Annotated in this window: 27 protein-coding genes; 10 read left to right on the top strand and 17 right to left on the bottom strand. The window is 72.5% G+C overall.

Annotated elements, in window-relative coordinates; translation table 11 throughout:
• The 3 genes from ONA70_RS10805 to ONA70_RS10795 form a co-directional block, all read right to left on the bottom strand.
• The coding region (locus ONA70_RS10805; RefSeq protein WP_265006235.1) for an alpha/beta fold hydrolase at nt 1–353 on the bottom strand (353 nt) is incomplete at its 3' end.
• A gap of 47 nt (nt 354–400) precedes the next feature.
• Nucleotides 401–1189, bottom strand: a complete 789-nt coding sequence (locus ONA70_RS10800) for a DUF427 domain-containing protein (RefSeq protein WP_265006234.1) — start codon at nt 1187–1189, stop codon at nt 401–403.
• 10 nt (nt 1190–1199) lie between these two features.
• A complete protein-coding gene (locus ONA70_RS10795; RefSeq protein WP_265006233.1) occupies nt 1200–1793 on the bottom strand; it encodes a GNAT family N-acetyltransferase in 594 nt (197 codons plus the stop codon).
• Nucleotides 1794–1916: 123 nt separating this feature from the next.
• Between ONA70_RS10795 and ONA70_RS10790 the strand changes: the two genes are divergently transcribed.
• Nucleotides 1917–3212 (top strand): multidrug effflux MFS transporter, encoded by a 1296-nt coding sequence (locus tag ONA70_RS10790; RefSeq protein WP_319956734.1) that lies wholly within the window; start codon nt 1917–1919, stop codon nt 3210–3212.
• A gap of 10 nt (nt 3213–3222) precedes the next feature.
• On the opposite strand, the gene ONA70_RS10785 is transcribed toward ONA70_RS10790, so the two are convergent.
• The gene (locus ONA70_RS10785) at nt 3223–4380 is read right to left on the bottom strand and encodes a M23 family metallopeptidase (RefSeq protein WP_265006232.1); all 1158 of its coding nucleotides are present in this window, start codon (nt 4378–4380) and stop codon (nt 3223–3225) included.
• Nucleotides 4381–4445: 65 nt separating this feature from the next.
• On the bottom strand, nt 4446–5117 hold the full coding sequence (locus tag ONA70_RS10780; RefSeq protein WP_265006231.1) for a hypothetical protein: 672 nt from the start codon (nt 5115–5117) through the stop codon (nt 4446–4448).
• Between the two features lie 179 nt (nt 5118–5296).
• On the opposite strand from ONA70_RS10780, the gene ONA70_RS10775 reads away from it, so the two are divergent.
• A complete protein-coding gene (locus tag ONA70_RS10775) occupies nt 5297–6784 on the top strand; it encodes a sialidase family protein (RefSeq protein WP_265006230.1) in 1488 nt (495 codons plus the stop codon).
• A 189-nt stretch (nt 6785–6973) separates the two neighbouring features.
• On the opposite strand, the gene ONA70_RS10770 is transcribed toward ONA70_RS10775, so the two are convergent.
• Entirely contained in the window at nt 6974–7627 is a 654-nt protein-coding gene (locus tag ONA70_RS10770) for a class I SAM-dependent DNA methyltransferase (RefSeq protein ID WP_265006229.1), read from the bottom strand.
• Between the two features lie 65 nt (nt 7628–7692).
• A complete protein-coding gene (locus ONA70_RS10765; protein WP_265006228.1) occupies nt 7693–8940 on the bottom strand; it encodes a YncE family protein in 1248 nt (415 codons plus the stop codon).
• 79 nt (nt 8941–9019) lie between these two features.
• Between ONA70_RS10765 and ONA70_RS10760 the strand changes: the two genes are divergently transcribed.
• From ONA70_RS10760 to ONA70_RS10750, 3 genes are read left to right on the top strand one after another with little or no spacing between them, the layout of a single operon-like run.
• Entirely contained in the window at nt 9020–9595 is a 576-nt protein-coding gene (locus ONA70_RS10760) for an RNA polymerase sigma factor (RefSeq protein ID WP_265006227.1), read from the top strand.
• The gene (locus ONA70_RS10755; RefSeq protein WP_265006226.1) at nt 9588–10307 is read left to right on the top strand and encodes a DUF4367 domain-containing protein; all 720 of its coding nucleotides are present in this window, start codon (nt 9588–9590) and stop codon (nt 10305–10307) included. Before ONA70_RS10760 ends, ONA70_RS10755 begins: the two co-directional genes overlap by 8 nt.
• Nucleotides 10308–10345: 38 nt before the next feature.
• Nucleotides 10346–10882, top strand: coding sequence for a hypothetical protein (locus tag ONA70_RS10750; RefSeq protein WP_265006225.1), 537 nt, complete (start codon nt 10346–10348; stop codon nt 10880–10882).
• 41 nt (nt 10883–10923) lie between these two features.
• On the opposite strand, the gene ONA70_RS10745 is transcribed toward ONA70_RS10750, so the two are convergent.
• Entirely contained in the window at nt 10924–11256 is a 333-nt protein-coding gene (locus ONA70_RS10745) for a putative quinol monooxygenase (protein WP_265006224.1), read from the bottom strand.
• A 126-nt stretch (nt 11257–11382) separates the two neighbouring features.
• On the opposite strand from ONA70_RS10745, the gene msrB reads away from it, so the two are divergent.
• Nucleotides 11383–11850: a peptide-methionine (R)-S-oxide reductase MsrB gene (gene msrB / locus ONA70_RS10740; protein ID WP_265006223.1), complete on the top strand. Its 468-nt coding sequence runs from the start codon at nt 11383–11385 to the stop codon at nt 11848–11850.
• Nucleotides 11851–11935: 85 nt separating this feature from the next.
• On the opposite strand, the gene ONA70_RS10735 is transcribed toward msrB, so the two are convergent.
• Entirely contained in the window at nt 11936–12892 is a 957-nt protein-coding gene (locus ONA70_RS10735) for a hypothetical protein (protein WP_265006222.1), read from the bottom strand.
• A gap of 161 nt (nt 12893–13053) precedes the next feature.
• On the opposite strand from ONA70_RS10735, the gene ONA70_RS10730 reads away from it, so the two are divergent.
• Nucleotides 13054–13353: a DUF1330 domain-containing protein gene (locus tag ONA70_RS10730; RefSeq protein WP_265006221.1), complete on the top strand. Its 300-nt coding sequence runs from the start codon at nt 13054–13056 to the stop codon at nt 13351–13353.
• A 59-nt stretch (nt 13354–13412) separates the two neighbouring features.
• On the opposite strand, the gene ONA70_RS10725 is transcribed toward ONA70_RS10730, so the two are convergent.
• Together ONA70_RS10725 and ONA70_RS10720 are read right to left on the bottom strand one after the other, a co-directional pair.
• The gene (locus ONA70_RS10725; RefSeq protein WP_265006220.1) at nt 13413–14159 is read right to left on the bottom strand and encodes an N-acetyltransferase; all 747 of its coding nucleotides are present in this window, start codon (nt 14157–14159) and stop codon (nt 13413–13415) included.
• 102 nt (nt 14160–14261) lie between these two features.
• A complete protein-coding gene (locus ONA70_RS10720; RefSeq protein WP_265006219.1) occupies nt 14262–15221 on the bottom strand; it encodes a helix-turn-helix transcriptional regulator in 960 nt (319 codons plus the stop codon).
• Nucleotides 15222–15282: 61 nt separating this feature from the next.
• On the opposite strand from ONA70_RS10720, the gene ONA70_RS10715 reads away from it, so the two are divergent.
• Entirely contained in the window at nt 15283–15867 is a 585-nt protein-coding gene (locus ONA70_RS10715; protein ID WP_265006218.1) for a DinB family protein, read from the top strand.
• 1 nt (nt 15868) lies between these two features.
• Nucleotides 15869–16306, top strand: a complete 438-nt coding sequence (locus ONA70_RS10710) for a VOC family protein (RefSeq protein WP_265006217.1) — start codon at nt 15869–15871, stop codon at nt 16304–16306.
• Nucleotides 16307–16330: 24 nt separating this feature from the next.
• Here the strand turns inward: ONA70_RS10710 and ONA70_RS10705 are convergent, their stop codons facing one another.
• A complete protein-coding gene (locus ONA70_RS10705; RefSeq protein WP_265006216.1) occupies nt 16331–16774 on the bottom strand; it encodes an NAD(P)/FAD-dependent oxidoreductase in 444 nt (147 codons plus the stop codon).
• On the bottom strand, nt 16734–17225 hold the full coding sequence (locus ONA70_RS10700) for an FAD-dependent oxidoreductase (protein ID WP_265006215.1): 492 nt from the start codon (nt 17223–17225) through the stop codon (nt 16734–16736). Before ONA70_RS10700 ends, ONA70_RS10705 begins: the two co-directional genes overlap by 41 nt.
• A gap of 82 nt (nt 17226–17307) precedes the next feature.
• Between ONA70_RS10700 and ONA70_RS10695 the strand changes: the two genes are divergently transcribed.
• On the top strand, nt 17308–17730 hold the full coding sequence (locus ONA70_RS10695; RefSeq protein WP_265006214.1) for an acyl-CoA thioesterase: 423 nt from the start codon (nt 17308–17310) through the stop codon (nt 17728–17730).
• A 9-nt stretch (nt 17731–17739) separates the two neighbouring features.
• Here ONA70_RS10695 and ONA70_RS10690 read toward each other — a convergent pair whose 3' ends face one another.
• From ONA70_RS10690 to ONA70_RS10675, 4 genes are all read right to left on the bottom strand, one after another.
• Nucleotides 17740–18003, bottom strand: coding sequence for a helix-turn-helix domain-containing protein (locus tag ONA70_RS10690; protein ID WP_265006213.1), 264 nt, complete (start codon nt 18001–18003; stop codon nt 17740–17742).
• A 92-nt stretch (nt 18004–18095) separates the two neighbouring features.
• Nucleotides 18096–18434: a hypothetical protein gene (locus tag ONA70_RS10685; protein ID WP_265006212.1), complete on the bottom strand. Its 339-nt coding sequence runs from the start codon at nt 18432–18434 to the stop codon at nt 18096–18098.
• A 38-nt stretch (nt 18435–18472) separates the two neighbouring features.
• Nucleotides 18473–19675: an extracellular solute-binding protein gene (locus ONA70_RS10680; RefSeq protein WP_265006211.1), complete on the bottom strand. Its 1203-nt coding sequence runs from the start codon at nt 19673–19675 to the stop codon at nt 18473–18475.
• Nucleotides 19676–19772: 97 nt separating this feature from the next.
• Nucleotides 19773–20909, bottom strand: coding sequence for an NRAMP family divalent metal transporter (locus ONA70_RS10675; protein ID WP_265006210.1), 1137 nt, complete (start codon nt 20907–20909; stop codon nt 19773–19775).
• Nucleotides 20910–21171 lie beyond the last annotated feature (262 nt).

The following is a 21171-nucleotide window of genomic DNA, read 5'->3' as shown; positions in this document are numbered from 1 at the left end:
GGCACCCGCAGGCTGCGGACGTCCTCGGTGAGGTCGAAGTCCTGCGCCATCAGCGCCCCGATCTTGTCGAGCAGCCGGGGGAAGTCCTCCGGACGCGGCGCCACCCGCTGGTAGAGCTGGTACATCGGGGTGTCCTTCATGAACTCGGCGGCGGCCGCGCCCACCTGGCCCTGCTGCGCACGCATCTCGGGGTAGATCGCGTCGGAGCGGATGTGCGCCGAAGCGGCGACCAGGCGGCGGATCTTGTCCGGATACTTCACCGCGGCGCGCAGCGCCACCCCACCGCCGAGCGAGTAGCCCACCAGGTTGTTCCTCCCGTCCTCGCCGGTGCTGTCCTGGGGCTCGCGTCTCACCCCTAGGCACGCGGTCTGGCACGCGGAGCCCTGCCGCGCCGGGTACGTCAGGAGAAGTGTGTCCTCGGCCGGGCCAGGCGCTGGCCGTCGACGATGAGGTCGACCTTCTCGTTGTAGAAGGCGACCAGGCCGGCGATCGGCAGCAGTGCCGCGGTCGGGAAGTCGTAGGACCAGGCCAGGTCTTCGTGGACCGCGTCGCCGGCGCGGACGGACCACCAGGCGGCGGTCCGGCCCTTGTACGGGCAGGCGGTCCGGGTCGCCGACGGAACCAGGTGGGCGAAGTTCACGTCGGTGCGGTTGAGGTAGTAGCGGGTGGGCAGGCCGGTCTCGAAGACCAGCACGGGTGAGGTCGACTCGGCCAGCACCGTGCCGTCGACCTCCACCCGCACCCGGCGGGTGGAGCGCAGCGCGTCCACCCGGGCGTACGGGTTGCGGGGGTGGACGAAGACCTCCTCGTCCTCCTCGAACCAGGCGTCCAGAGCGGCCCAGTCGAACCGGATCGTGTCGGCCAGCCCGGGCAGCGCGTCGTCGTTGTACCACCGCACGCAGGAATCCCGGGTCGTGTCGCCGACCAGCAGCCCGTGCACCCAGGCGGTGCCGCGCCGCGTCTCCTCGGTGCGGCCCTCGTCGACGAGCAGTTCGCGGCGCACGTCGGCGACCGGGATGTAGTACTGCGGGTAGAACGGCCACTCCCAGACGTACCGGGCCCGGGTGGTGTCCAGCACCGGCTGGCCGGCGAGGAACGCGCGGATGCGGCGCGGCACCGGCTCGATCCGGTCGACCGTGGCGATGGCCTTCGGGTAGTCCGACACCGCGTCCTCCACTGTTGCGTTCACGGGTATCCGTTCAACGATCGGCGCGGCGCGGTGGTCGTCGGCGGGCGCCCTCCCGGGCCCGCCATTCGTCGGCCAGGATGGCGAAGACGAGTTGGTCGGCCCACTCGCCCCGGAACAGGTAGCTCTCGACGTGGCGCGACTCCTGGCGCATGCCGAGCCGGGCCATCAGGCGGGCGGACGCCTCATTGCGGCCGTGACACCGGGCGTAGACGCGGTGCAGCCCGAACTCGTCGAACCCCCAGTCCAGCAGTGCCGTGGCGGCTTCCGTGGCCAGCCCGCGGCCGCCGTGGTCGGGGTGGAAGACGTACCCGAGTTCACCCGTTCGGTCGACCCGGCTGCGCCAGACCAGCTCCACGGTCCCGATCACCCCGGCGTCGGTGGTCACGGCCAGCGTCAGGCAGTCGCCCTCCGCGCGCAGCGCGTCCTCGCCGGCCATGGCGACCACCGACGCCCGCGACTGCTCCCGGGTACGCGGCCCGGCGCCGCGCATCCAGCGGACGACGTCCGGCCGGCGCTGGTATGCGTACACATCGTCGAGGTCGTCCAGCGTGACCGGACGCAAGGTGAGCCGCGCGGTGCGAATCGGGTACGTCGGCTGGAACACCAGGCGATCCTAGGCGGCCTGGGCTGCCCGAACGGGCCGGCGGGCGCCTGTCCAGCCGTGTGACCTGTGGCACCTTTCCCCGGTCCGGGAATCAGATCGCCCGGCGGCGATTTGCTGGCAGGTGTGACCGTTGCAGAACTTCCCGCCACGGACGTGGCCGCCGCCGCCGAACCGGTCGAGACACCGGGTGACCTGATGAGCCCCCGGCAACGACTGCGGCTCGTCCTCGTCCTCGGCTCGCTCATCGCGATCGGTCCGCTGACCATCGACATGTACCTGCCCGCGCTGCCCGGCATCGCCGTCGACCTGCACACCACGTCCGCGACCGTGCAGCTCACCCTGACCGGCACGCTCGCCGGCCTCGCCCTCGGCCAACTGCTGATCGGCCCGCTGTCGGACGCCGTGGGCCGCCGCCTGCCGCTGCTCGCCGGCATCGCGCTGCACATCGTGGCCTCGGTGCTCTGCGTCCTCGCGCCGAACATCGCCGTCATCGGGGTGCTGCGGGTGCTGCAGGGACTCGGCGTCGCGGCCGCCTCGGTGGTGGCCATGGCGGTGGTCCGCGACCTGTTCAGCGGCGCGGCCTTCGCCCAACTCTTCTCCCGGCTGATGCTCGTGATGGGGGCGGCCCCGGTGCTCGCGCCCACCCTCGGCAGCGGGCTGCTGCGCTGGTCGGACTGGCGGGGCGTGTTCGCCGCCCTCGCGGTGTTCGGCCTGCTGCTGGCCACGGTGGCGGCGTTCGGGCTCGCCGAGACGCTGCCGCCCGCGCGGCGCCGGCGCGGCGGCGTCACCACCATCCTCCGGGACTACCGCGCGCTGCTGCGCGACCGGACGTTCGTCGGGCTCGTCCTGGTCGCCGGCCTGGCCATGGCCGCGCTGTTCGCGTACGTGTCCGGCTCGTCGTTCGTCTTCCAGCAGCGGTACGGGCTGGACGAGCAGCAGTTCGGGCTGGCCTTCGGCGCCGGCGCGGTCGGCCTGATCGGGGCCACCCAGTGGAACGTCCGGCTGCTGCGCCGGTACTCGCCGCAGCGGATCCTCGTCGCCGCGCTCGGCGTGGGCTCCGTGGCCGGCCTGGTGCTGGTCGCCTTCGCCGCCACCGGCTTCGGTGGCCTCGCCGCCATCCTGGCTGCGCTGTGGGTGGTGCTCGCCGCCGCCGGGCTCGCGCTGCCGAACGCGCCTGCCCTGGCGCTGTCCCGGCACGGGGAGGCGGCGGGCACCGCCGCGGCGCTGCTCGGCGCGGTGCAGTTCGGCGTCGGCGCGGTGGCCGCGCCGCTGGTCGGCGTGCTGGGCACCGGCAGCATGGCGATGGCCTCCGTGGTGGCCAGCGGGATGCTCGCGGCGATGGCCGTGCTGCTCACCGTCGTCGGGCCGGCCCGGCTGACCGACGTCGAGGCGAGTGCCGTCGCCGTCGCTGCGCACTGATCGCCGCGGTTCAGATCCAGGGCAGCGGGTCCACCGCCCGGCCGCCGAGGCGCACCTCGAAGTGCAGGTGGGGGCCGGTCGAGGCGCCGGTGGAGCCGACCAGGCCGATCACCTGCCCGGCCCGGACCCGCTGCCCCGGCGACACCAGCAGCCGTGACTGGTGGCCGTAGCAGGTGGAGAGGCGCTGACCGTCGGCCCGGCCGTGGTCGACGCAGGTGTAGTTGCCGTAGCCGCCGTACCACCCGGCCCGGGTGACCCGGCCGTCCGCCGCCGCGACGATCGGGGTACCGACCGGGGCGGCGAGATCCACCCCGGGGTGGAGTTGCCACACGTGGTAGTACGGGTCGAACCGGACACCGAACCGGCTGGTGAGCCGGCCCGCCAACGGCTGGCCCAGCCGAGCCCCGCCACGCGTACGAGCCGGGGCCTGGGCCGGGATCGCGGCGCGCCGAGCGGCGAGGTCGATCTCCCGCCGGATCCGCGATTCGTCCTGCTGCCGGCGGGCGAGTTCCGCCTGGCCGGAGGCGATCGCGGCGGACAGCGCGGCGGCCCGGCCGGTGGGCGTGTCGACCAGGTTCGCCGAGTCCGCGACGGCGATCGGCGGTGCGGCGGCCGGATCCCCGCCGGTGGTGAGCGCGGTCAGCAACTGCAGCACCGGATCCGGTTCGCGCTGGGCCCGAGCCAGGTCGTCGCGGGTGCGGGCGAGGATGTTCTGCAGGTACTGGATCCGGTGCTGGACGTCGGCCAGCCGGGCGACCTGGCGGGCCTGGGGCGTGGTGGCGGCGTCGACGGGCGGTTGCGGGTAGAGGTCGGCGCCGGGGTCGGCGCCGATCGACGCCGCCGCGGATCCCGGGCTCGGGAAGGGGCCGCCGGGGGAGACCGGGGCGGCGGACGGGGGTGCGCCGGCGGCGGTCGACGGCGCGGAGCCGGGCGGTGTGCCGGGCCGGCTGGTCGGTGCCGGGGTCGGTGACCGCCGGATCGGGGGCGGCAGCGCGGGGAGCGGCGGCGGCTCGACGGTGGGGAGGGTGACCGAGGGTAGGGGCAGCGGCAGGGACAACAACGGGCTGGGCAGGGGGAGCGGGCCGATGGTCCCGGCCGTGGCCTCGCCCGTCGAGGCCGGCAGGCTCCACGCCGTCACCGTCAGCGTCGCCGCCGTCGTGGCTGCCACCAGCGCCGTCCGTCGCCGCCAGCGTCGCCTCATCCCGTACCCTTCCGCCGCCGTCCCGTCACCTGCTACATCGGATCGGACCGCCCGGGCGCAACGGGCGGCGGCCCGACGTCTCCCGGGTGCCGGCGCCGGCGCGCCAGCAGCGCCCCGCCCACCACGAGGGCGGCGGCCGCCAGCGCCGCCAGGGCCACCGTCAGCGTCGATCGCCGGGTCCCCGGGTCGGCCGTCACGGTGATCTGCTGCCGGGTCGGCGCCGTGGTGGTCGGGGCCGCCCCCGGCAGCAGGTACGCGTTGCTGGCGACCTGGGCGTCGTCGTCGGTGAACTCCGCCGCCGTGAGCGTCACCCGGTTGCGGACCACGGCGCCCACGTCGGCGCCGGCGTCATCGCCGGCACTGATCCGGCCGGTGATCGTGATCCGGGGCGCCGCCGCGCCGGCGGCCAGCCGCACGTCACCCAGGTCGCAGACGACGGTACGGGCGGCGACCGTGCACCGGCCGGGTACGGCGTGGACCTTGACCTCCTCCAGGTCGGCGGTGGTGGTGAAGGTGATCTGCCCGTCGGTCAGACTGGCCGTGCCGGAGATGGTGATCGTGTGGGTGACCTGCTGTCCGGGCAGCGCGCCGAACGGGGCGGTGGTCAGCACCGGCGTCGCGTCGACCGGAGGTGTCGGCGTCGGGGCGACCAGCACTGCGGCGGCAGTCATGGCCGCCATCGACGCGGCCAGTGGTTCCCACATGTACACACTGTAGGCCCGTCGACGACGCTCCGCCGGACGTACCGGAACCTCATCGATCGATACGGTTGCATCCGCACTGGTACGAGCGATGACACCAGTGCCGGCGCGCATCGGAACGGGCCGGGGAAGGCAGGGATGTGATGACACTACGCCCCTCGAGATCATGGGTTCATCGGCCGATGGCGCTGGTGGCCGCCGTGCTGCTCACCACGGTCGGCGGCACGACGACCGCGGCCCGCGCGGCCAGTCCGGGCGCCGGCACGGTCTCCGCCACCAGCCCGAACGTCGCCTGGACCGGCGGCCCGTTCGCGTTCACTCTGCTGGGTGACAGCTACGCGGCGACCGCCGAACTGGTCACCGAACCGGCGGCCCCCGCGCCGGGGCCGATCGGCGCCGCCTCGTTCACCACCTACCCGGCGCCCGGAACGCTGCCCCGGGCGCACGACGCCGGCGAGCCCTCGATCGGCGTCAACTGGAAGACCGGCAAGGTCATGTACCAGGCGTACACCGACACCTACCGGGTGAGCTTCGACGACACCAGCACGCCGGCCACGGCGGTGTGGCAGGACAAGAGCGCCCACCTGCCCAGGTGCACCGCCAACGCCTCGCTGGACCCGATCCTGTACACCGACCACGACACCGGTCGTACCTTCGAGTCCCAGCTCGCCGGCAAGACCTCGCTGATGTGCTTCACCGACGACGACGGGGAGACCTGGACGCCGTCGCAGGGCGGCGGCATCAACTCCGGCGTCGACCACCAGACCGTCGGCGGCGGCCGCTGGTCCTCCGGCGGCCTCGGCGGCCTCGGGCTGTACCCGAACGCCGTTTACTACTGCTCCCAGGACATCGCCGACGCGCTCTGCGCCAGCAGCCGCGACGGTGGCCTCACCTTCGGCCCGGCCGTGCCGATGTACACCCTGCTGGACTGCGGAGGCCTGCACGGTCACGTCAAGGTATCCCCCAAGGACGGCACCGTGTACGTGCCCAACAAGGGCTGCGGCGACAACCAGGCCGTGGCGGTCTCCGAGGACAACGGCCTGACCTGGCAGGTACGCAAGGTGCCGACCAGCCTGCCCGCCGACAGCGACCCGTCGGTGGGCGTCGCCTCCGACGGCACGGTCTACTTCGGCTACCAGAACGCCGACGGGCACGCCCGCGTGGCGGTCTCCCACGACCAGGGCAGGACCTGGGTCAGCGACCAGGACGTCGGGGCCGCGCTCGGGGTGAAGAACGCGGTGTTCCCGGCAGTGGTCGCCGGCGACGCCGACCGCGCCGCGTTCGCGTTCCTCGGCACCACCACCGGTGGCAACTACCAGGATGCCCAGAACTTCACCGGCGAGTGGCACCTGTACGTCGCCGTCACCTACGACGGCGGTGCCACCTGGTCGCTGACCGACGCGACCCCGCAGGACCCGGTGCAGAAGGGCTCGATCTGCACTGGCGGCACCACCTGCGGCACCGACCGGAACCTGCTGGACTTCATGGACGTCCAGATCGACAAGCAGGGCCGCGTCCTCGTCGGATACGCCGACGGCTGCACCGGCGCCTGCGCCACCGGCGGGGCGCAGAACTTCGACGCACTGGCCACCATCGCCCGGCAGAGCGGCGGCAGGTCGCTGTTCGCCGTGTACGACCCGGTCACCGCAGAGAAGGTGAAGAAGAAGTGAACCGGGGAATCACCGCGATCGTCCTGCTCGCCGGCTGTTCCGATGGCGCGGGCCTGACCGGGCGTCCCGGCGGACGTCCGTAGACCGAGGCGGTGCGGCCGTCCACGACGGCTCGAATTCGAAGGTGTCGATCAGGTCGTGTACCGGCGATCGCCGCCGGCTGCGGCCTGATCGACCACCTTGGCAGCTTCAGGCGTGCTCGGGTTTGCGGGCCAGGAGACAGGCCTGAGGGCGCTTCAGCCGCTCGTCGGGTTCCTGGATCTGCCGCGCGGTGACCACCATCCCGGCGTCGCGCAGCCGTGCCGCGATGTCATCCGGGGCCAGCAGATAAGCGTCGTAGGAGACGGGGTGGCCGTAGGCCCGCGCGGGGCGCAGGTGCTCGTCGCCAACGTGGAATCCCAGCAGGACCAGGCCGCCGGGGGCCAGGGCGCGACGGAACTCCGCGAACACCGCCGGTAGCACCTCCGGCGGCAGGTGGAAGATCGACCACCAGGCGACGATGCCGGCCAGGTGTCCGTCGGGGACGTCCAGTGTGGTCATCGACCCGACGTCGAACCGCAGACCCGGGTACGTGCGGCGGGCGATGTCCACCATCCGCGGTGCCAGGTCGACGCCGAACATGGATAGGCCGAGTGCGGCCAGGTGGGCCGTGACATGCCCGGGTCCGCAGCCCAGGTCGGCGACCGGTCGCCCGCCCTCGGCCGGTACGAGTTCGGCGAACGCGGCCAGCATGCCCCGTCCCAACGCGTCCTCCGCGAACCGGGGCGGCGCGATCTTGACGTAGTCCTCGGCGACCCGGTCGTACGAGTCCCGGACGGCGGCCAGGTATACAGGTTCGATCACCCGGTCGACCCTAGACGGCACCGGGAGCGGCACGCAGCTGAGGAATGCGTGTCGGTGGGGTTGGGTCAGCCCGGTCCGGCCAGCCCCCGTACCGCGACGAGACCGGGGACGGCGACGCGGCCGAGTTCGGCGCCGGTGGCCGGATCGTGCCAGCTCACCGCGTTGGTCTGACCCAGGTAGAGGCGGGCGCCGTCGCGGCTGGGCACCACGCCCCGCACCGGTTCCCGGACCGGCCAGTCGGTCGTCCGGGCCAGGCGGGTGAGGTCCGACGTCCGCACCGCCGGGCCGGCGCCGACGAAGAGCCGGTCGCTGTCGACGGCGGCGTACGCGGTCCCCGTGCCCCGGGCGTCGGGGATCGTGCGGAGCACCGACAGGTCCTCGGTGGAGATCTCCGCGGTAGTGCCTGACGTGACGTCGGTGACGTAGAGCCGTCGCCCGTCGGGGCTGATCGCGATCGCGTGGCCGCCCGCGGGGCCTTCGCCGAACGGGTGCGGCAGATCGATGCAGTACGCCCACCAGGCGTTGAGGCTGAGCGTGTGCACGAACGCGTGTGCGTTGCCGGGCCGCCCGCTGATCAGGTCACGGGTATGCCGGTGGTCGGGCTGATGGGTATAGAGCGTGTAGAGGGTCGCCCGGTCGGGGGCGAGCACCGCCTGGCGTCCGTCGCCGCGCATCTCCTCCTCGGCCCCCGGCGGAACCGGTGACTTGTCGCGGGTGAACAACTGGCCCGGCGCGCCGGTGGCGAGGTCGACGACGCGGACCCGGTAGCGGTCCGGCGCGGCCGCCGGGATCCACTCGAGGACGAACAACCCGGTGAGATCCGCGGTGAACGCCTCCGGCACGAAGTTGCCCGGCAAGTCCAGCCGGTGCCGGACGCCGGTGGTGTCGGCGATCAGGACCGGGGTCACCTCGCGTCCGGCCGGCCGTGCGGCGGTGACCTCCTGCCGTTGCGGCGTCAGCGCCACCAGGGTGCCGCTGGCCGAGACGGCCTGCGGCACCCAGCGTCCGGGCAGGGACACCCGGGCGGAGGCGCGGCCGGTGGCGGTGTCGACCCGCCAGAACGCGGTGTCGGGCCCTGCGGCTGTGGTCGCGTAGATCGCGAGCCCGTCCGCCGTGGCGACCGCGTGCGGGATGGTCTGCCGGTCAGCGCCACGGAACACGCCGAGGCCGCCGCCGACCTCCACGAGCAGCGCGTCGGGGATCGGTACGGCGGCGGCCACGGTCCGGGCGGGTTCGCAGCCGGCCAGCGCGGCGGCGCCGGTGCCGGCGAGCAGGGTCAGTATCGTGCGGCGCGAGATCGTGGTGGGCGTCATGTCCCGGTGACACCGGGGACGGCGGCGAAGTTCCCGGCCGGAAAGGTGGAACCCGCCCGGCGCGCGCGGTGTCATGTGGGTGAGCCGACCGGAGGTTTCCCTGGACGACGACGAGCTTGTCACCCGCGCGCGGGCCGGTGACCTGGAGGCGTACGACCTCCTCGTCGCCCGGCACACCGCGTCCGCGTACCGGACGGCGGTGCTGCTCGGCGCCGGGCCGGACGCGGAGGACGTCACCCAGGAGGCGTTCGTGAAGGGATACCGCAACCTCTCCCGCTACCGGGGCGACTCGTCCTTCCGGTCGTGGTTGCTCGCGATCGTCGCCAACGAGACCCGCAACCTGCACCGGTCCCGTACCCGCCGGGACGGGCTGGTGCTGCGGGCCGCGGCGGCGAATCCGGAGCCGGAGCTCGCCGAGGACGACGCGGTCGGGGCGGTCCTCGCCGCCGAGCGCCGCGCCGTGCTGGTGCAGGCGGTGCGCCGGTTGCCGGTGAAGGACCGTGAGGTGATCGTCTGCCGGTTCTTCCTCGACCTCAGCGAGGACGAGACGGTGACCATGCTGGGACTGCCCCGGGGCACGGTGAAGTCGCGGACGTACCGGGCGTTGGCGAAGCTGCGCGGCCTGCTCGACCGCGAGGTGGTGCACCGTGGATGACCTGGAGCGGGAGCTGCGCGACCTCGCCACCTGGCTGGAGACGCCCGCGACGCCGGACCTGGCCACCCGGGTACGCGCCCGCCTGGCCGCGCCGGCGGCCCGGCGGCGCCGGTGGCGCTACTGGCTGGCCGCGGCGCTCGCCGCGCTGCTCGTCGCGGTGCTGCCGCCGGGTCGGGCCGCCCTCGCCGACGCGGTCGCCGGGCTGCTGCGCTTCTCCGGGATCGTCATCGGTACGTCGCCCGCGCCCGTACTGCCCACCGGCAGCCCGTCCCCGCTGCCGGCGCAGCGCTCCGCCGACCTGCACGACGCGCAGCGGAAGGTTCGCTTCCCCATCCGCGTGCCGGCCAAGCTGGGCCCGCCCGAGCAGGTGCTGGTCGCCGATGACGACGGCCTGGGCTCCTACCGGGTGGCCACCCTGCTCTATCGGGGCGGGACGCTGCGCGTCGACGCGTTCGACGGCCAGCTCGACCCGGTGTTCCAGAAGCAGGCGGCCGGGCCGGACGTGGAGTTCGTGCAGGTCGACGGCGATTTCGCGGTCTGGGTCGGCGGTCCGCACACGCTCGCGTACGTCGATCGCGGCGGCACGGTCCGGGTGGAGACCGCGCGGCTCGCCGCGGCGACGTTGATCTGGCAGGAGGCCGGGGTGAGCTACCGGCTGGAGGGCAACCTCACCCGGGACGAGGCGATCGCGATCGCCGACTCGCTCGACTAGCGGAACCCGGCGGGCCCGGCCGGTGTCATTGCTGGTGAATGACGTCGACGGACCGGGGGTGGCAGATGGGTTCGGCGGGCAGGATGGTGCTGGCGTCGGTGGTTCTGCTGGCCGGCTGCACGACCGGGAGCCGGCCGGCGACGCCGGCGGGCGGTACGGCCACCACGGCGCGTGCCGCGACGGGCTGCGCCTCCCAGATCGAGACCGGGTCGCTGCCGGACTGGGCGGATGCCGGGTTCAGCGAGGCCGCTCCCCGGATTCCGCACGTCTTCGGCGCGAACGGCGACATCGTCGCGGTGCTGTTCGCCCACCCGCTCGGGTACAAGAGAACCGACGGGTCGAACAACAAGATCCTCTGGGTGTCCCGCCCCGCCACGGCGTCGCCCGACCCGACGGCGTCGGCCGACCTGACGATCACCGCGACGCTCGACGGCACCGACACGCAGGTGACCCAGACGGTCACCGGCGGCCCCGGCCCTTCGATCGTCGACATGCCGGCGGCCGGCTGCTGGCACCTGGCGCTGACCTGGTCCGGCCGCACCGACACCATGGACCTCCGCTACGCCGCCGGCTGACCGCACTTCCGGCGCGGCGCCGGCGGTCGGTACGCCCGCGCTCAGCGGCCCTCGGGGACCGCCATCTCGCCGAGCAGCGACCAGTCCTGCTGCGGCACGGTCACGTTCACGATCCGGGGCGTCTCGGCCAGGTGCGGCGGCAGGCTGCGCTGCGCCTCGCGGAAGTGCTCCGACTGCACGTGCGCGGCGCCGGCCTCGTCGTCCCGGAACGCCTCGACCAGCACGTACTCCCTCGGGTCGTCGAGGCTGCGGGACCAGTCGAACCAGAGGCAGCCGGGCTCGGCGCGGGTGGCCTCGGTGAACGCGGCGGCGATCTGCGGCCACCGGTCGGCGTCCTCGGGACGTACCCGGAACTTCGCGGTAATGAAGATCATGCGCTCCAGGCTACCCAGCCGGCCCCTGGGGTTAGTCAACCGCTGGAGGGGTAGGCATCGGCGGCGCGGGTGAAGGCCCATCGGACCCGGCCGTTCCGGCCGACGAGCTGCCCCGGGAGGACGAAAGTGTCACACGAGTACCGCAAGGACCCTCAGGCAATTTCTCGGCTGTCGCCCGAGCAGTACAAAGTTACCCAGGAGGCGGGGACGGAGCCTGCCTTCGACAACGCCTACTGGGACAACAAGGAGCCGGGCATCTACGTCGACATCGTGTCCGGTGAACCCCTGTTCGCTTCCGTCGACAAGTACGACAGCGGTACCGGCTGGCCGAGTTTCACCAGGCCGATCGAACCAGAGAACGTGGTCGAGGTCCGAGAGCCGAGCCGCGCCGTGTCCGGCACCGAGGTCCGGTCGGCACACGGGGACAGCCACCTCGGCCATGTGTTCGACGACGGTCCCGCAGAAACCGGCGGCCTGCGTTACTGCATGAACTCGGCCGCGCTTCGGTTCATTCGGCGCGACGACCTTGAGCGTGAAGGCTATGGCGAATACCGCACGGTATTGGAGCAACCCGGACGGGCAGCGCGGCGCTGACCGAGAAGGCCGTCAGCTCAGCGATGTGTGGTCTGCTCGCGGATCTCTGCGTCGCGGTGGATCTGAGCCCGGCACAACCGCCCGGTCAGCTCTTCGTGATCGGGCTGAGCAGCTCCGAGGCCCGGCGGTCGGCGAACGCGGTGACCGCCTGCTGGCCGGCGCCGAAGACGATCGCCACCCCGAGCAGGGCGGCCGTGCTGTTCACCGTCGTCTCCACCAGACCGCCGATCACCAGCATGATCCCGACAACCGCGACCAGCGGGCCGATCGCCAGCTTCAACAGCCCCTGCTGGAACGGCAGCCGGTACGGCAGCCCGCCGGACCGGGACGTGATCATCGAGGGAAGGGCGCTGATGAAGGCCCCCAGCGCGCCGGCGATCAGCACGAAGAACAGCAGCCGCCACGCCGGGACGCCGGCCGCGTCGGTCGGCGGCTTGAGTAGTTGCAGGTCCGGGCTGCTCCACTGCACCAGCACCATCAGCGTCTCGGCGACCAGCGCGAAGACGGACAGGCCCAGCATCCGGTTGCGCAGCCGGCGTACCGACTCGTTGAACTCGTCCGACTCGGTGTGGTAGCGCAGCAGCAGCGCCTGCACCTTCGCCCGCAGCAGTGCCGGTTGGGCCTGGTCGGCCGTCGGGTCGAACGCGGTCAGCACCTTGTCGTCGGTGGCCAGGTAACGCCCGGCCGCGGCCTGGTACGCGGGCAGCAGCCCGAGCAGCTCCTCCGGGCTGCGCAGCTCCACCATGGCCCGCTCGACGGCGTGGACGGTCTGCCAGGCGTACTCGACGTTCCCGCCGCGCAACCAGTCGATCACATTGCTGCGCCCGAGGACCGACTCCACCCTGGACAGCTGCGCCCGCAACTCGCCGACCCGGACGGCGTTCGCGCCGTCGCGTGACTCCAGATCGCGCAGTTGCTGGTAGAGGTCGTCGAGTTTGGTGCGTACCCGGACCTGCCACACCGCCTCGGGAATGCTCGTCGTGGCCGGCGGAGCCGTCTCGCGGCCCGTGCCGGCGGGTGGGGCGGTGGTGTCGGTGGACATGAGCGGCCCTCCAGTCGTCGGGGGAGTCGTCCGACCTGGGCGAAAGCGCCTGTATCCAGAGTATCCGCAGGTCAGGGCGGTTGCGACAGGTCGGAGCGGCGCATTGACGGATTGCCGACCGGCGGGCGCGGCACATACTTACCCGCGAGTAACGTGAGCGGGTGACCGTCTTCGCCCTCGCGCAGATCGCCATCCACGACCGACAGCGCTACGACCGGTACGTCGCCGCGTTCATGCCCGTCCTGATCAAATACCGGGGGCGACTGCTCGCCGCCGACGAGTCGCCCCAGGTGGTGGAGGGCGCCTGGCCGTACCAGAAGGTCATCCTGATGGCGTTCGACACCCGCGAGGACTTCGAGGCCTGGTCCACCTCCCCGGAATACCGCGAGATCTCCCGCGACCGGGAGGCCGCCACCGACGGCGTCGTCCTGCTGGTCGACGGCATCCGCGCACCCCGCTGACCCGGGACACGGGCCAGAGTCGTCAGCCCTCGGCGATCGGGAGGATCGTGCGGCTGCGGCTACAGCCGGTGCCGCACCCAGACGTTCGGCTCGACGTAGACGGCGTAGTCGTGCGCCACGTCGCAGAGCACCGGCACCAGGGCATCCGGAACGTGCACCGGCCCGCTGGTGTCGAACGGCAGCCCGGTCCAGCGCCGCCACTCGTCGAGTGTGCCGGTGATGGTCATCGACCGGGTCGCCACCTGCTCGATGACACCGCCGGCGCGGACGTGCACCCGCAGCCACGGGTCGACCGGCAGGCCGTCGGGGCGGACCTGTGCCGCGTACTCGGCGGTCGGCAGGTCCGGCCGGGTGTGCTTGCCGCTGGGGCGGACCGGCGCGACCAGGGTGTCGAGGCCGCGCTTGGCGACCGCCTCCCGCATCGCGGCCAGCATCAACCCCGACACCCCGCCGCCGCGCCGGTCGGGGCGGATGCAGATCTCCAGCGCCGACACCATGGTCGGTTCCCGCCCGACGTGGCGGTCGACGGTGGCCCGCTGGATCATCTTCTCCCAGCCGGTCTCGGGCAGCTCCGGCTCCGTCCAGTGCACGGGTACGGCGTAGCCGCGGGCCACCGCCCGCCCCGACTCGGCCGGGTCGATCGCGGCGAACACCAGGTCCGGGTAGAGGTCGTCGGCGACCGCGTAGTACACCGAGCTGATCAGGTCCTGGATCATGAAGGTCGGCCACGCGCCGTCGAAGTCGTCGTTGGTCAGCAGCGGGGCGAGGTCGGGACGGTCGGCCAGGCTCACGATCTCAAGGGTCACGGCCGGGACCGTAGCCCGCCGCCGGCCGGCATCGCACGTCATATTCGGCGCACCCCGGCCCGTCGTACGACGTCGGCGAGCGGGGATCCAGCGGTCGCGGGGTCAGCCGGTCCCGGCCATCGCCGCGACGCGGCGGGCGAGCCGGCCGGCGGCCTCCCGCAGCGCCGCAGGCTCCAGCACCTCCGCCTCGAAGCCCAGCCGGGCCACCTGCACCGCGAGCCAGTCCAGGTCATCCCCGCCGACGACGAGCACGCACCACCCGTCGCGATCGTCCTCGACGCGCCCCACCTGGGGCGGCACCAGCTCCCGCACCCGCTCGGGCCGGGCGTGCACCCGCACCCGGGCGAGATACCGGTACGGCGCCTCGGCCACCGACCGCTGCACGTAGGCGACCGGGTCCGGATGCTCCCTCGCCCGGAAGCGCCAGGTCGTCGCCACCACGTCGCGCATCCGGTCCAGCCGGAAGGTGCGCCAGTCGTCGCGGTCGACGTCCCAGGCCATCAGGTACCAGCGGCGGCCGGTGGTGACCATCCGCACCGGCTCGACCGTACGCTCGTGCTCCCCGCCGTCGCGGCCCGCGTACCGGAACCGCACCCGTACGGTGTCGCGGCAGGCCCGGGCGAGCGTCATCAGCAGCTCCGCGTCGATCTCGACCCCGGGGCCGACCAGGGTCTCGGTGGCGCCGTGCACCGCCCGCACCTCGGCGCGCAGCCGGGGCGGCATCACCTGGTCGAGCTTCGCGAGCGCCCGCAGTGCCGCCTCGGCCGCCCCGGCGACCGTGCCGGCCGACGCCAGTCGCAGCGACACCGCTGTCGCGATCGCCTCCTCGTCGTCGAGGAGCAGCGGCGGCAGCCGGGTGCCCGCGCCGAGCTGGTAGCCGCCGCCGACACCCGCCGACGCGTGCACCGGGTAGCCGAGCGCGCGCAACCGCTCCACGTCGCGGCGCACCGAGCGGTCGGTGACCCCCAGCTCGGCGGCGAGTTCGGCGGCGGTCCAGGACGGCCGCCGCTGCAGCAGGGCCAGCAACCGCAGCACCCGCTCGGTCGTCGTCTCGACGGTCATGCCCTCATCGTTTCACCGATCACGGAAGGATCCTGTCCGCTATTGCCGGAAGGGTGGGCCCGTGACCGACCACACCTGGAATCCTCTGCTCCGAGAGCAGCTCGCCCAGCACTGGACCGGCCAGCTGCGTGACCGGCTCGACGGGCTCACCGACGACGAGTACTTCTGGGAGCCGGCCCCCGGCTGCTGGAACGTTCGCCCGCGCGGCACCGGCACCACACCCGTGCAGGCCGGGTCCGGTGCGATGACCATCGACTTCGCGATGCCGCAGCCCGACCCACCACCGTTCACGACGATCGCCTGGCGACTCGGGCACGTGATCGTCGGCGTGCTCGCGACGCGCAACGCCGCGCACTTCGGTCGCGCGTCCACCGACTACCAGTCGTTCGAGTACGCCGCGACGGCGGCCGGGGCGCTGGCCCAGCTCGACACGGAGTACGCCACCTGGCTGGCCGGGGTCGAGTCCCTCGGCGAAGCCGACCTCGCCCGCCCGTGCGGAGAGGCGGAGGGACCGTACGCCGAACGTCCACTGGCCGCGCTGGTGCTGCACATCAACCGCGAACTGATCCATCATCTGGCGGAGGTGTGCCTGCTCCGCGACCTCCACCTGCACACCCACCGACAGACTCGACAGGAGGCGAGCTGACATGGCCCGCGACGTCCAATTCACCTTCGACTGCGCCGACCCGGCCGGGTTGGCCGCGTTCTGGGCCGAGGCCCTCGGCTACCAGTTGCAGGCCCCGCCCGCGGGTTTCGAGTCGTGGGAGCAGGCTCTGGAGGCGATGGGCGTGCCGCCCGAGCGCCGCAACGACGCCTCGGCGCTGGTCGACCCCGAGGGCTCCGGGCCGCGGCTGTTCTTCCAGCGGGTGCCGGAGGGCAAGCAGGCCAAGAACCGCGTGCACCCCGATGTGCGGGCGGCCCCCGGGCTCACCGGGGACGAGCGGATGGCGGCCCTGGAGGCGGAGGCGGAGCGGCTCGTCTCCCACGGCGCCACCCGGCTCCAGCGCCACGAGCCCGCTCCTCCGCTCGGCGCCGGTCACATCGTGATGGCCGACCCCGAGGGCAACGAGTTCTGCCTCGACTGATCAGCCGCGCCGAGGGCTGTCGGATCAGCCGTCGATCCGGGTGATGTTGCGGATCTTGTTGGAGGCGTCCAGGGCGGCCACCTTGTACGCCTCCGCCAAGGTCGGGTAGTTGAACACCGTGTCGACCAGGTAGTCCACGGTGCCGCCGCAGCCCATCACCGCCTGCCCGATGTGGACGATCTCGGTGGCGCCGGTGCCGAACACGTGTACGCCGAGCAGTCGGCCGTCGTCCGGCGCGACGAGCAGCTTCAGCATGCCGTAGGAGTCGCCCACGATCTGACCGCGGGCCAGCTCGCGGTAGCGCGCGATGCCCACCTCGAACGGCGTCGAACTGTCGGTCAGCTCCTCCTCGGTCTTCCCGACGAAGCTGATCTCCGGGATCGTGTAGATGCCGATCGGCTGCAACCCGTGCATCGCGCGAACCGGCTCACCGCAGGCGTGCTGCGCGGCCAGCCGGCCCTGCTCCATCGAGGTGGACGCCAGCGCCGGGAAGCCGATCACGTCGCCGACCGCGTAGATGTGACTCGCGCCCGGAGCCGCCGTCGACCCAGACCGCGTGCGCGTCCGCGAACCGCCCGGTGCCGGTGATCATCGCGACCCGGTTGCGGGCCAGTTGATTGCGGATGACGTCCGTCTGTCGGCTGATCACGTGCTCGGTTCGTGCCGCCAGATCGCTGACCGTGATCTCCTCCTTGACCCGGTAGCTGCTGCCGTACAGGTCGCGCTGGGTCAGGCCGGTCAGGTGGAGCACGGCCTCGCGCAGTGTCTTGGACGGGACGGTGCCGGTGTTGATGCAGACCCCGCCGATCATGTCGCGCCGGTCCACGATGCCGACCCGCTTGCCGAGCTTTGCCGCGGCGATCGCGGCCTTCTGACCGCTGGGCCCGGAGCCCAGCACCAACAGGTCGTAGTCGTACACACCGTCAGCGTCCCAAGATGTCGCGGCGGGCGCCAGGTCTGCTCGCGACGAGCCGGGCTGTCCTCCCGTTAGGCTCGCGCCCATGGGAGATCCGTTCCGGGTACGCATCACCGTCCGCGGCTACGAGCTCGACACCCAGGGGCACCTGAACCAGGCCGTGTATCTGCAGTACAGCGAGCACGCCCGGTGGGAGTGCCTGCGCGCCGCCGGGATCTCGCAGGACCGGCTCATCGCCAGCGGCGTGGGACCGGTCGCCCTGGAGGTCACCGTCCGCTACCTGCGGGAGTTGCGCGGCGGCGACGAGGTGGACGTGACCTGCGAGTTCCGCTGGGGCGACGGCAAGACCTTCCAGATCGTCCAGGACCTCACCCGCCCGGACGGCACCGAGGTCGCCACGGTGACCGGGGTGGGTGGCCTGCTCGACCTGTCCGCCCGGCGGCTGGTGCCCGACCCGCGCGAGCGGTTCCGGGAACTGGCCAGCGACCCGGAGCCGCTGAACCTCTGACAGTGCCCCTCAGTCGAGGTGCAGGGTCACCAGCGGCCCGTGGATGTCCTGCTCGGGGTATTGCCGGGCGTCCTCGTCGGCGACCCGGAGAACGTAGGGGCTCTGCCCGGTCGGCACCCCCTTGACCGCGAACCAGAACCGGCACGTGCCGGCGCAGCCGCCATGGTCGTCCCGGGCGAAGGACGTGCCGACCGCTGCCTCGGTGACGGGCAGCCGCGCCGCGACCGCCGCGTTGGAGTGGCCCGCGGCCACCAGCCCGAGCACCTCCCGCACGGCATGACCAAGGACGAGCTGGTTCAGGCCATCGAGAAGGCCGACGCCCGGGCCACGGCCCGCGCCCGCCGCCGGTGGCCCCCGCACCGGGACTAAGGAACCCGGTCCACGGACTTCTCGTCCGCCCGCGACGGCTTCGGGGATTCAACCGTCCCGGACCGCTGGAAGGCCCGATGCGTCAGCCACAGCGTGGCGACGGCCGCGATCGCCGAGACGATGTTCGCCAGCTTGTCCGCCTCGGAGAGGTAGTTGACCAGGAGCAGCGCCGAGGCCACGAGGACGGCCACGGCGAACCCGACGGCGCGCATCAGCCGCCAGTCCACCCGCAGCGGCCACCTGCGCAGCACCGCTCCGACGGCCCATTCCGCCAGGGCTATCACCGCCATGGCCAACAGCGGCACCTGCCACAGCTGGATCCGCCCGACCTCCACGCCGTACCTCCCTGCGTGCCACCGTCCGTGCGCGACGGTCATCTCCTGCTCGGATCGAGCGTGCTCTTGATGTCATCGGTGAAGGCGCTGGTCAGCCTGCCGTTGGGCTGGGCGATGAAGGGCAGCACGTGGCGCCGGACCGCGTCGGCGAAGTCCCGGTACTGCCGGTGCGTGGGCCGGGGAACCGCCTGCTCCAAGGCGCTCTTGACCGTGTCCAGATACGGCATCGCCTGCCGCAACGACGGATCGTCGTAGACATGCGTGAGGGCCGGCGCCAGGCCGTGGGCGGCGGCCACCCGCTGGGCCGCCGCGCTGGTCGCGAACTCGATGAATCGGACGGACGCCTCGACGTTGCTGCCGTTGGCCACCAGCGCCAGGCTCTGGCCGCCGAGAATGCCGGACGGCAACGGGAGGAGGTCGACCTGGTTGCGCAGCCCCCGGTACCGGGCCGGCCAGTTGCGCATGTAGGCCAGGCCGTCCTCGAACCGCGCGCGGGAGTCCTCCTCGTTGCGCGCCCGCACCACGTCGTTGTGCAGGACGGCGTTCCGCAGCGGGGTGAGCGCGTCCTGCCACCGGACCAGGTCCTCCGCGACCCTGCCGTCCTTGTCGAGGATGGCCGGGTCGGTGGAGAGCGCGTGCTCCAGGACGTTGACGACGAACGCTTCGGTGTCGTTCTCCGTGTCCGGCAGGAGTTGCCCGACGAACCGGGCGACGCCCCGTGCGTCCCGGTGGATCACCTGGGGGAGGAGTGGCTGCCCGGGGTTCAGGCCCGCCGTCGCCCGGCTGAACAGCATGCCCACGTCGCTGTTGAAGGGCACCGCCCAGTACCGGCCGGAATCGGCAGTCACCCGGTGCACCCGCTCGACCGCCGGAAAATACGTGCGCGTGGGCAGGGAAATCTCCTGGATATAGCCCTCTTTCGCGAACTCCCGAATGTCGACGATGTCGAGGTTGACGATGTCGACCGCACCGTTCTTTATCTTCTCGACCATGCTGTCCCGCTCGGCGCGGGAGCCGCCGGGCACCTCGTCCAACTCGACCTTCGCGTCCGGGTTGGTCTCGTTCCACATGCCGATGACGGCGGCCCGCGCCCCGGTGAGGTCGGTGCCGGTGCAGAGCCGAGGGCGCCCGGTCAGGGAATCCGAGCGGGTGCGACCGCCCGGCAGGAGAAAGGTGGCTCCGGCGGAACCGAGGCCGGTGGCCACCACGCCGGCGAGGAAGGAGCGGCGCGAGTATTGCATTCGGCGTTCACCACCATCTCCTCGAACCGGAATCAACGCACATTCAAGCCTAGGTGCATTGTCAAGCAACTATGCATGTACCGTCCGGCGGACGGCGTCATCCGGCGAGGTGTAGCTGCTGGGCGAGATACAGCAGGCTGACGGTGGTCACCAGGGCGGCGACGACCCAGCCCGCGACGCGCAGGCCCAGGTGGATGCGGGGCGCGCCGACCAGTTTCGGGTTTCCGGCGGCGAGGGAGAGCATGACCAGCCCCAGCGGGGTGGCGATGCCCCCGATCAGGCTGGCCAGAAACAGCAGTCGGATCGGACCGATACCGGTCATGGCCAGCGCGACGCCGGCCACGGTCTGTGCGACCACCATGGTGTAGAAGCGGGGCGCCTGGCGGGGGGTGCGGCTGAGCCCTCGCGGCCAGCCGAACGCGCTGGCGGTGACGTAGCCGCCGCTGGACATGATCACCGGCACGGCGATGATCGCGGAGGCGAGGAGCCCAACGGCGAACAACTCGCCGGCCAGGGGCCCGGCCAGGGGGCGCAGCGCCTGCGCGGCCTGCTCGGCGGTGTCCACGTGTTGGTGGTGGGTGCCGAGGGTGGCGCCGCTGGCGACCAGGATGCTCCAGAAGACCACCGCGGCCAGGCCGGCGCCGACCACCGCGTCGAACTCGCGGAACCGCAGCTGCCGACGCGAGCACGGCTCCTCGACCTGCTCCACGGTCTGCCACACGTACATGTAGCTGGTCAGCGTGGTGCCCAGGATCGCCAGCGTCCCCGCCAGATGCGCCTCGCTGAAGGAGAGCGACGGAATCAGGCTGGCGCGCGCCACCGCGGGCCAGTCAGGTCGGGCCAGAACCGCCGCCACGCCGTAGGCGAGCAGGCCCAGCATCACCCACTTCAGCACCCGTTCGACCTCGTCGTACTTGCCGAACAGCAACAGAGCGAGCGCGCCGGCGGCGAAGACCGGGATCAGCCAGCGGGCGTCGAGCCCGACGAGCAGGCCGATCGCCGCCGCTCCGGCGGCGACGTCGGCGGCTATCGTCACCACGTTCACCGCGAGGATCGAGATCAACAACAGGACGCTCGCCAGGCGACCGTAACCGTCGCGCACCGCCTGCTGAAGATCCCGCCCGGACAGCACGCCCACCCGCGTGGCGAGGATCTGCACCACCACCACGGCCGGCATCATCAGCAGGGTCAGCCAGGCCAGGCCGAACGTGGTGCTGGCCCCGACCACGACCAACGTCGCGACCGTGGTCGGATCGGTGTCCGCAGCTCCCGAGACCAGGCCCGGGCCCAGGGACCTGACTGGGAAGCCTCTGGAGTCGGATGCCGGCTTTCCAGCGTGCCGGCCCTGCCGTGATGGCTGGTTGTCACCCAAGGCGGCCTCGGCCGGCAGCGGAAGACGCGTCGACCGTGGTCAGCCGGCGCGGGGCCGGTCGTCCAGGTGCGCGGCGCATCCGCCAGCAGCCGCTGGCGCAGCGACCGACCACCTGGAGATCACC

Source organism: Micromonospora yasonensis, from assembly GCF_026013475.1.
Taxonomy (GTDB): Bacteria; Actinomycetota; Actinomycetes; order Mycobacteriales; family Micromonosporaceae; genus Micromonospora; species Micromonospora yasonensis.
The sequence above is the reverse complement of the archived record's forward strand: the minus strand, read 5'-3'. Positions and strand labels throughout refer to the sequence as shown.